This is a genomic window from Parabacteroides sp. CAG:2 (genome assembly GCF_000436315.1).
Lineage (GTDB): Bacteria > Bacteroidota > Bacteroidia > Bacteroidales > Tannerellaceae > Parabacteroides > Parabacteroides distasonis.
The window spans coordinates 1-9,867 of record NZ_FR885281.1 but is presented as its reverse complement, the minus strand read 5'-3'; the positions used below and the strand labels follow the sequence as shown (position 1 = coordinate 9,867).

General features: G+C 44.4%; 8 protein-coding genes and 1 pseudogene. 6 read left to right on the top strand and 3 right to left on the bottom strand.

Annotated features, from left to right (window positions below):
• Positions 1-548, bottom strand: a pseudogene (locus QVP94_RS06435) (sensor histidine kinase); the annotation flags it as partial.
• A 173-nt stretch (positions 549-721) separates the two neighbouring features.
• On the opposite strand from QVP94_RS06435, the gene QVP94_RS06430 reads away from it, so the two are divergent.
• The gene (locus tag QVP94_RS06430; protein WP_008774437.1) at positions 722-1,354 is read left to right on the top strand and encodes a peroxiredoxin; all 633 of its coding nucleotides are present in this window, start codon (positions 722-724) and stop codon (positions 1,352-1,354) included.
• A gap of 38 nt (positions 1,355-1,392) precedes the next feature.
• On the opposite strand, the gene QVP94_RS06425 is transcribed toward QVP94_RS06430, so the two are convergent.
• The gene (locus QVP94_RS06425; RefSeq protein WP_005855269.1) at positions 1,393-1,869 is read right to left on the bottom strand and encodes a pyridoxamine 5'-phosphate oxidase family protein; all 477 of its coding nucleotides are present in this window, start codon (positions 1,867-1,869) and stop codon (positions 1,393-1,395) included.
• A gap of 109 nt (positions 1,870-1,978) precedes the next feature.
• Between QVP94_RS06425 and QVP94_RS06420 the strand changes: the two genes are divergently transcribed.
• Positions 1,979-3,271, top strand: coding sequence for a M64 family metallopeptidase (locus QVP94_RS06420; protein WP_022192221.1), 1,293 nt, complete (start codon positions 1,979-1,981; stop codon positions 3,269-3,271).
• Between the two features lie 75 nt (positions 3,272-3,346).
• Here the strand turns inward: QVP94_RS06420 and QVP94_RS06415 are convergent, their stop codons facing one another.
• Complete coding sequence (locus QVP94_RS06415; RefSeq protein ID WP_008774439.1) at positions 3,347-4,060, bottom strand: pirin family protein; 714 nt, start codon at positions 4,058-4,060, stop codon at positions 3,347-3,349.
• Between the two features lie 160 nt (positions 4,061-4,220).
• Here QVP94_RS06415 and QVP94_RS06410 point away from each other — a divergent pair, with 160 nt between their 5' ends.
• From QVP94_RS06410 to QVP94_RS06395, 4 genes are all read left to right on the top strand, one after another.
• Positions 4,221-5,714, top strand: a complete 1,494-nt coding sequence (locus QVP94_RS06410) for an IMP dehydrogenase (protein WP_005855263.1) — start codon at positions 4,221-4,223, stop codon at positions 5,712-5,714.
• Positions 5,715-5,784: 70 nt separating this feature from the next.
• Positions 5,785-7,983 (top strand): alpha-galactosidase, encoded by a 2,199-nt coding sequence (locus tag QVP94_RS06405; RefSeq protein ID WP_022192220.1) that lies wholly within the window; start codon positions 5,785-5,787, stop codon positions 7,981-7,983.
• 18 nt (positions 7,984-8,001) lie between these two features.
• Positions 8,002-8,880 carry an AraC family transcriptional regulator gene (locus tag QVP94_RS06400; RefSeq protein WP_022192219.1) on the top strand — a complete coding sequence of 293 codons (879 nt, stop codon included), beginning with the start codon at positions 8,002-8,004 and terminating at the stop codon, positions 8,878-8,880.
• A gap of 364 nt (positions 8,881-9,244) precedes the next feature.
• Positions 9,245-9,867 (top strand): carboxypeptidase-like regulatory domain-containing protein (locus tag QVP94_RS06395; RefSeq protein ID WP_288213192.1); only part of this gene is annotated, 623 nt, incomplete at its 3' end.

Here is a 9,867-nt window from a genome sequence, read left to right as displayed (position 1 = left end):
ACACGACGCTTAGTCTCATCCGGATAAATGAAACCCGGAAGATCATCGATACGCCGATTGATCGACTCCGGCGTTATACAAGTCTCCACAGCATAAGCGATAATCCGCTCTACGATCAATTGCTTGTTTACCAAAAGGATCGTATCAGGAACCGCTTCCGCCATCTTTTGCGACATGTCCGTCAATTCCTTCAATTCCCGGTCATAACCGGCTGCCTCCTGCCCGACCGCCGGATTACCCGTTAATAATAAGGTATATCCAAGAATCTCTCTATTCTCTTTCATTGAGGGGATGATAGAATACGGTACAGGCAAAGAACCGGAAACCACGCTTCCCCCACGCAGATATTGTTTTTGAAGATCGGTCAACAAATCTGTACGAAAAAGATTATTTAATAAGAAGTCCGCTTCATTTGTAAAAGGAAATTTCTCGTTTAAGGACTTATTTATATCAATTAGCGCACCGTTTTTATCATACAGAGCACCTCCCATGGGATAATATGTAAAAAAATCTGTCAGCAAACGCTGTTTTACCTCGGAAACCTCCATATACTTTCTTTATTAACATCAATAAGTTACAAAGAAATAAAATCTTTGAAAATCAGAGAAATTTTAAAGCATAAACTTTAGGTCTATTTCACAAGAAAATCAGTCTCTTTACTAAAAAAGCAACAACAAACCTTCACTTACGCTTGTTACTTAACAAACAAATTAATTATAATATGAAAGCATTAATAGGTAAAAAGGCACCGGAATTCCACGCTCCGGCAGTAGTGAATGGCAATGAGATCATCGAGGATTTCTCTTTGGAACAATATGTAGGCAAGAAGTATGTAGTCATGTTTTTCTATCCGATGGACTTTACATTCGTTTGCCCGACAGAATTACATGCCTTCCAACAAAAGTTACAGGAATTCGAAAGACGTAACGTAGCGGTGGTTGGTTGCTCCGTCGATTCTCAATTTTCTCATTTCGCATGGTTAAACCAAGATAAGAATAAAGGAGGTATCCATGGGGTGACTTATCCACTCGTATCCGATTTTTCCAAAACCATCTCTGAAAACTTTGGCGTATTAGCCGCTGATTATATTACAAACGAAAGTGGAGAACTTATCTCCAGAGGAAATCCGGTCGCTTACCGGGGTCTGTTCCTGATTGACAAAGAGGGCTTGATCCGTCATTATGTAATCAACGATTTACCATTAGGCCGTAACGTAGACGAGGCTCTCCGTATGGTCGATGCCTTACAGCACTTCGAAGAATATGGCGAGGTTTGCCCGGCAAATTGGTCCAAAGGAAAAGACGCCATGAAAGCGACAAACGCAGGAGTCTCTAATTATTTAAGCCATCATTGATATATTGCAAGAAAGGGGGCTAGGCCCCCTTTCTTATACTATTGAGACAATCGTTTACACTTTCCCGAGATATGCGAGATATCTAGACGTAAGATATTAGTCCGGTAAAAAGATTTCTCAATATACTTTTCGCCGATCTCCTTAAACGCCGATGAATATTTATTCACGAGTAGCCGCAAGGCATACCGACGCTCTTCTTCCGGCAAATCCAAATGTATCTCTCCAAAAGCGATAGTGCTCTCGTAACCTGTCGTGAATTTTCCCGGAACGATTTGTGTAGCGCCAACTACCGTGAAACTCACTTTCGGGTTTTCTCGTAGACATTCCAGCTTATACCCTTCCGGAGCGCAATGGAAATAAATAGAATCCCCTTCCTTTACATAATTGATCGGGATTCCATACCCATACCCATTTATCCCCGACATGGCCAAAAAACCATATTCCGCCTCCTCCAATAAACGAATTGCCAACTCATTATCCAAAATCCGGTCTTTTCGTCTGATCTCTCTAAACATAGGTCTAATTTATTTATAAACGAGTATAATACACTAATCGTGGCAAATCTAAAAAAAAATAATATACATTTGCGTCATAAAGTTGACACATGATAAATATTATAGATCTATGAGAGCAAGAATAACCTTATTATTATTCGCCATTCTTTACAGTTTCACTTGTCTGGCACAAACTAATTTTGAAAAACACTTCACGAAGAAAAGTCTCCGGATTGATTTCGCATTGAGTGGAAATTGGGATTTCCAAGCCGCCGCTATACAACAACTCCGGGAAGAACCTGTCTGGGCGGGGCCGGTCAAAAACTTGATCGATCCGTTTGGTTATGGAGGGTATTATATTAATGTATATGATAAAGCCGGTAAAGAGTTGATCTACTCACGAGGATTCAATACGTTATTCGAAGAATGGAGAAGTACGGAGCAAGCGAAGACCGAGACACAATCTTGGACAAATAGCATCTCTATCCCCTATCCGAAAGCTCCTGTCATCATTGAGATTACGGCAAGAGACAAGGCCGACATGCAGTTCCATCCTTTATTGAAACAAGAGATTGATCCGGCCAGTATTTTTATTGACCGGGGGAAACTCAAGGAAAACCGGATCACAAAAATCCGATATAACGGGGATTCCTCCGGGAAAGTAGACCTCGTATTCTTAGCGGAAGGTTATACGGCGGACGAGCAAGAGAAATTTGTAGCTGATGCCAAACGTTTTACGGAGGCATTGTTTAAGACCCCGCCTTATGACACTCGCCGGGAAGATTTCAATGTCTGGGCGGTAGATGCCGTTTCGGAAGAATCGGGAACAGATGTATCCGGTAAAGGTATATTCAAGAATACCGCATTGAATTCCGGTTATTATACGTTTGGGGTAGATCGCTATTTAACCACCCCGGATATGAAGTCTATACGTGACGCCGTATGGAACGCTCCTTGCGACGCAATCTTCATCTTGGTAAACACGGACGCTTACGGTGGTGGCGGTATGTATAATTTTTATGCCATGGGAACCGCCGATAACCCACGTACCCCAGTCGTATTCGTTCACGAGTTCGGACATAGTTTCGCCGGCCTAGCCGATGAATACTTCAGTTCCGAGGTCGCTTATCAAGATTTTTATAATTTGAAGTACGAGCCTTGGGAACCGAACATCACGACCTTGGTTAACTTCGATGCTAAATGGAAAGATCTTCTGCCGGCTAATACACCGGTACCTACCCCATTAGATGACGCTCATAAAGATAAGGCAGGCGTATTCGAGGGAGGCGGTTACATCGCTAAAGGCATTTATCGCCCGATGGATCACTGTATGATGCGTGATTACGCTCCATTCTGTCCAGCTTGTAGCCGGGCGATCTTACAGATGATCGATTACTTCACGGATAAACCGATAAAACATTAAAAAGAAAGAGCGGGTACCCTAATAGCTTTGTTACATCAACTATTAAGATACCCGCTAGCACTAACCTATCAACATTTATTTCATCATCGGAACTTCTATCAAAAGAACTTTAGCGTGCTTCAAGACTTCTATCGTAATGCTTTCGGTTTCCCAGAATCCGGCCCCGTCACGCTTAGACAGGATCGTATTACTTACCTCCACCTCTCCGTCGATCACGAATAAATAAACCCCATTATTTTTACTATGTAGCTTATACTCCTTTACTTGACCGGCATCTAGGTTTCCTAAAGAGAACCAAGCGTCTTGGTTGATCGACGCAGGAGCGCTACCATCCGGAGCGATGATCAAGGACAACTTATTCTTTTCCGAAGTAACCGGACGCACGTCATAACTGGCATAATGAGGCTTGGTATTCTCCTCACGGGGAAATACCCATATTTGCAAGAACTCCAATTGTTCATTACCGCTGTCGTTGAACTCACTATGCACGATACCGGTACCGGCGCTCATCACCTGAATATCTCCCGGCGTAATCACCTCGCTATTCTTTATGCTATCCCCATGGCGTAAATATCCCTTTAACGGGATGGAGATAACCTCCATATTCTTATGTGGATGCATATCGAATCCCTCACCCGGCGCCACGGAATCATCATTCAATACACGTAGCATCCCGAAATGAACCCTTTCCGGATTGTAATAATTAGCAAAACTAAACGTGTGATGTGTTTTCAACCAACCGTGATTCGCATACCCTCTGGATTGAGCCTTATCAACTACAACTCTCATATTTTCCTCCTTTTTAAATCTACATTAATAACAAATCCATAACTATAAATGTTGCGTGACGCATATTTCGAACATTTCATGTAAACATGTGATTCATATATGAACAGAAATCGCTACTTTTGCGCAATTAAAAAAACTCATCCTGTAAATATAAAATCTTATGGCAATCTACTTAAACGATGTATCGAGAACATTTGGTGAGTATTTACTTATTCCCGGTTTAACCACCAAAGAATGTATTCCCGCAAACGTTTCATTGAAAACGCCGCTTGTGAAATTCAAGTCTGGCGAGAAATCCGCTATTGAATTAAATATTCCTTTCGTTTCCGCGATCATGCAATCGGTTTCCGGCCCTAAACTGGCAATCGAGTTGGCTCGCAACGGAGGACTTTCCTTCATCTTCGGCTCGCAACCGATCGAGAGCCAAGCGGATATGGTTCGCAAAGTAAAGAAATTCAAGGCCGGATTCGTTATCAGCGACTCTAACCTTACGCCCGAGAATACCTTGGCCGACGTGCTTGAGCTAGTCCGCCGGACAGAACATTCTACGATTGGTGTGACAGATGACGGTACGCCTAACGGCAAATTGCTAGGTATGGTAACCAGTCGCGATTACCGTGAAGGCAAAGACCCGATCGACATGAAAGTGAAAGATTTCATGACCCCGTTCGCTAAACTAATCGTTGGCGAGCTAGGCATGACCTTGAAAGAGGCGAACCAGATTATCTGGGATCATAAGTTGAATACATTGCCAATCATCGACAAGGATCAGAAGCTTCAATACTTCGTATTCCGCAAGGACTACGATAGCCACCGTGAGAATCCGAAAGAGTTATCCGGCGGAGATAAGAAATTATTAGTAGGTGCCGGTATCAACACCCGCGACTATAAGGAACGTGTTCCGGCATTGGTAGAGGCTGGCGTTGACGTATTGTGTATCGACTCTTCCGACGGCTATTCCGAATGGCAGTACGAGACCTTGCACTGGATCAAGGATACCTACGGAGACAAGGTACTGGTTGGTGCCGGAAACGTGGTTGACCAAGATGGTTTCAACTACTTGGCTGACGCCGGAGCGGATTTCATCAAGGTAGGTATCGGTGGTGGTTCCATCTGTATCACCCGTGAGCAGAAAGGTATCGGTCGCGGACAGGCTACCGCCTTGATCGACGTAGCGAAAGCTCGTGACGAGTATTTCAAGAGACACGGCGTTTATATCCCTATCTGTAGCGATGGTGGCTTGGTACACGATTACCATATGGTATTAGCGTTGGCTATGGGTGCCGACTTCCTGATGATGGGCCGTTATTTCGCCCGCTTCGACGAGTCTCCTACGAAGAAGATGAAAATCGGAAACAACTTCGTGAAGGAGTATTGGGGTGAGGGATCTAACCGTGCGAAGAACTGGCAGCGCTATGACATGGGTGGAAACGAGTCCTTGAAATTCGAGGAAGGCGTGGACAGCTATGTACCGTATGCCGGAAAATTGAAAGATAATTTAAACGTAACATTGGGTAAGATGATCGCTACGATGTGTAGCTGCGGTTCCATCTCTATCCAAGAGTTGCAGCAGCATGCCAAGATCACGCTTGTCTCCTCTACAAGTATCGTTGAGGGTGGCGCTCACGACGTGATCCTGAAAGAGCAGAATTAATTACAATATGTATTCTAGTAGAGGCGTGGCACGCTACGTCTCTACTATTTACACATTCAAATAATTTACCATGAAAAATCTATTACTTACAGTTATCCTTTTGTGTTTTTGTTTGCCATTCGTAAAAGCCGCCGATCAAAAGATGATCTTAATCTCGACCAACGAGACGGACTTGATTTTACAAGTAGCCCCCAACGGACGGCTCTACCAAACTTATCTGGGAAATAAATTAGTAAACGAATCCGAATTTGAGAACCTCTCATGGAATATCCAAGCCGGAACGGATGGCAGCGTATCAACCCGTGGATGGGAAGTGTATCCTTGTTCAGGAGCGGAGGATTATTTCGAACCGGCTTTCGCCATCCAGCATAACGACGGAAACATGACTAGCATATTCAAGTATGTTTCCAGCGAATCTAAGAAACTAGACAATAACGTTACGGAGACAATTATCTCCCTGAAAGACGATGTATACCCAGTGGAGGCTAAATTACATTATGTAACCTTCGCTAAAGAAAACGTGATCAAGGCTTGGACCGAGATTCGTCATATGGAGAAAAAACCGGTCACGATTACCCAATACGCTTCCAATATGCTTTATTTCGAGAGTCCTCGCTATGTATTGACCGAGTTTAGCGGTGACTGGGCCAAGGAAGTACAGATGAGCAGCCAAGACTTGAAATTCGGGAAAAAGATTATCGATACGAAACTAGGCTCCCGTGCCGCCATGCACGCTTACCCGTTTTTTGAGATTGGGTTAGGTGCCCCGGCCAGCGAGAATACAGGAGATGTTTTAATGGGAACGATCGGTTGGACTGGAAACTACCGCTTTACGTTCGAGGTGGACAACGCCGGTAACCTTCGTGTCATCTCCGGCATCAATCCCTATGCGTCCGCCTATGAATTGAAGCCGAACGAATGGTTCGTCACCCCTGAGTTTATCTTTACGTTGAGTAACCAAGGAACCGGAAAAGCCAGTCGTGATATCCATGATTGGGCACGTAATTACCAGATCAAGGATGGTAAAGGCGATCGCCTTACCCTACTGAACAACTGGGAATCGACCGGTTTCAATTTCAACGAGAAGAAATTGGAGGAACTAATGAAAGAAGCCAAGCATCTAGGTGTAGATATGTTTTTGCTGGATGATGGTTGGTTCGCTAATAAATACCCTCGTCAAAACGATAAGGCCGGATTGGGCGATTGGGAGGTTACACACGATAAGTTGCCGAACGGCATTCCTCATCTGGTGCAGGCCGCTAAAGATGCCGGCGTGAAATTCGGTATCTGGATCGAGCCGGAGATGGTAAACCCCAAGAGCGAACTTTTCGAGAAACACCCGGACTGGGCGATCCATCTACCGAATCGTGAGACCTATTACTATCGCAACCAACTTGTCTTAGACTTAAGCAACCCGAAAGTACAGGATTATGTATTCAGCGTGGTGGATAATATCATGATCGAGAATCCGGATCTGGCTTTCTTCAAATGGGATTGCAACAGCCCGATTACCAATGTCTATTCCCCCTATCTTAAAGAGAAACAGAATCAATTGTATATCGACCATGTACGAGGTGTCTATAACGTATTCAAACGGGTAGCCGAGAAATACCCTCACCTACCGATCATGCTTTGCTCCGGTGGGGGTGCCCGCTGTGATTACGAGGCATTGAAATATTTCACGGAATTCTGGTGCAGCGACAACACCGATCCGATCGAGCGTTTGTATATCCAATGGGGATTCTCCCAGTTCTTCCCGGCAAAGGCAATGTGCGCCCACGTGACTAGCTGGAACAAGAATACCTCCATCAAGTTCCGTACCGACGTGGCCATGATGTGTAAGATGGGCTTCGATATCAGCTTGAAGGAAATGAACGATGACGAGATGAAATACTGCCAAGAAGCAGTTGCCAACTACAAACGTCTAAAGGGCACGATCCTCGACGGCGATCTGTACCGTCTAGTCTCCCCTTACGATACCAACCATTCATCCGTGATGTACGTGGATAAGGCAAAAAGCAAATCCGTCCTATTCGCTTATGATATCCACCCTCGCTTCGGAGAAAAGACTTTCCCCGTAAAGCTACAAGGATTGGACCCGAATAAGAAATATAAGGTACAAGAGATAAACCTCATGCCGGGCCAGAAATCGACCTTGGTTACCGACGGAGGTACCTTCAGCGGAGATTTCTTGATGAAAATAGGAATGAACGTGTTCTCTACGGCTCATGCCCATAGCAAGGTCATAGAGCTGACCGAGGCTCACTAACTAAATTGTCAACAGAGAATGGACATTATCCGCGAGATAACCCCACTATCGGAAAAGGACTGCTTTTACATCGTAGACCGGCGTAAGACAGAATTTACCTATCCGATCCATTGCCACTTGGAGTACGAGCTCAATTTCATTGAGCACGCTCCGGGGGTAAGGCGTGTGGTCGGTGATTCCGCGGAAGTGATCGGAGAATACGAGTTAGTATTGATAACCGGGAAAGAACTGGAACATGTCTGGGAGCAGAACGCATGTAAATCGCCTCTGATCCATGAGATCACGATCCAGTTCTCTCCCAATCTCTTCGGGAATAATATATTGGAGAAAAACCAATTCAACAGTATCCGGAAAATGTTGGAGAAAGCTCAATGCGGCATCAGTTTCCCGATGTCTTCCATCTTGAAGGTTTACCATTTACTGGAAAAGCTGGTTTCCGAGGAGCAAAGTTTTTATGCGGTCATCAACTTCTTGACCATCTTGTATGAGCTTTCCATCGAGGAGGACTACAAAGTATTGGCTAGTTCCTCGTTCGCTAAAATAACGGATATACATTCCGAGAGTCGTCGTATCCAAAAAGTACAAAATTACATCAACGAGCGATACCAACAGGATATCCGCCTGAACCTACTGGCTGAACTCGTAGGTATGGCCCCTTCCGCTTTCAGCCGTTTTTTCAAGTTAAGGACAGGGAAGACCCTCTCCGACTATATCACCGATATCCGTATCGGTTACGCCGCCCGCATGCTGGTGGACACGCAACGATCCATCGCGGAGATTTGTTATGACTGCGGCTTCAATAACCTCTCGAACTTCAACCGTATCTTTAAGAAAAAGAAAAACTGCTCTCCCAAAGAGTTCCGGGATAACTACAAAAAGACAAAAATCATTGTATAAGAGACCTTTTTAACAGGGATAAATACATATCCCCCCCTATTTCTATACAAAATCCCCCCTTCTCTTTTCCTTCACACATCTATCTTCGCGACCAGTCACAAAGGCTTTCATGCCTACGGCTACCCCATCGATGTGTTAAAAATACACTCCGGCAAAAAAGTATTATTCTTGGATAAAATAGTATTTGAACGCACTTGGGATCCGACGTAATTTTGCGACAGAAATTAACAATACATATTAACAACAAAAAACAATTGCCTATGAGGAAGGACCGAAAATCTAATGTTTTTAGCAGTTAACCGCTAATGACCCTATTGAGTAAATGAATTTTAGTTTAGCCTTATATGATTTAATGTAAAAAATAATGAATTCAACAATTAAGAAAACGACGCTGTTTTTAGGCGCATGTATGGCCTTCCAGCTAGGTGGCATACCACAAATGTTAGCCGCCCCTAGTACTTCGATGGAAGTCATGCAACAAACAAAAAGAATCACTGGTACCGTGAAAGACGCAACAGGAATGGAAGTCATCGGTGCCAATGTTATCGTAAAGGGAACGACAAACGGAGTGATAACCGATTTGGATGGTAAGTTCAGCTTAGAGGCCGCCCCCGGCTCTATCATAGAGATCTCCTACATTGGTTATATGACCCAAGAGATTCCCGTAACCGCCCAAACATCCGACTTACAGATCACCTTGAAAGAGGACTCACAGAGCTTGGACGAGGTAGTGGTAGTAGGTTATGGTGTACAAAAGAAAAAGTTGGTGACAGGTGCTACCCTTCAAGTAAAGGGAGAGAATATCCAAAAATTAAACACGACAAACCCGCTAGGTGCCTTGCAGAGCCAAAGCCCGGGCGTCAATATCGTAGCGAACTCCGGCCAGCCGGGTAAGAGTTTCGATATCAACATTCGTGGTGCCGGAACAAACGGCAGCACGACTCCGCTATACATTATTGATGGCGTCGAAGGCGACATCAATTCCTT

Coding starts and splice junctions, on each gene's coding strand:
- QVP94_RS06430 (WP_008774437.1), top strand. CDS start 722: ATGAAAGCATTAATAGGTAAAAAGGCACCGGAATTCCACGCTCCGGCA.
- QVP94_RS06425 (WP_005855269.1), bottom strand. CDS start 1,869: ATGTTTAGAGAGATCAGACGAAAAGACCGGATTTTGGATAATGAGTTG.
- QVP94_RS06420 (WP_022192221.1), top strand. CDS start 1,979: ATGAGAGCAAGAATAACCTTATTATTATTCGCCATTCTTTACAGTTTC.
- QVP94_RS06415 (WP_008774439.1), bottom strand. CDS start 4,060: ATGAGAGTTGTAGTTGATAAGGCTCAATCCAGAGGGTATGCGAATCAC.
- QVP94_RS06410 (WP_005855263.1), top strand. CDS start 4,221: ATGGCAATCTACTTAAACGATGTATCGAGAACATTTGGTGAGTATTTA.
- QVP94_RS06405 (WP_022192220.1), top strand. CDS start 5,785: ATGAAAAATCTATTACTTACAGTTATCCTTTTGTGTTTTTGTTTGCCA.
- QVP94_RS06400 (WP_022192219.1), top strand. CDS start 8,002: ATGGACATTATCCGCGAGATAACCCCACTATCGGAAAAGGACTGCTTT.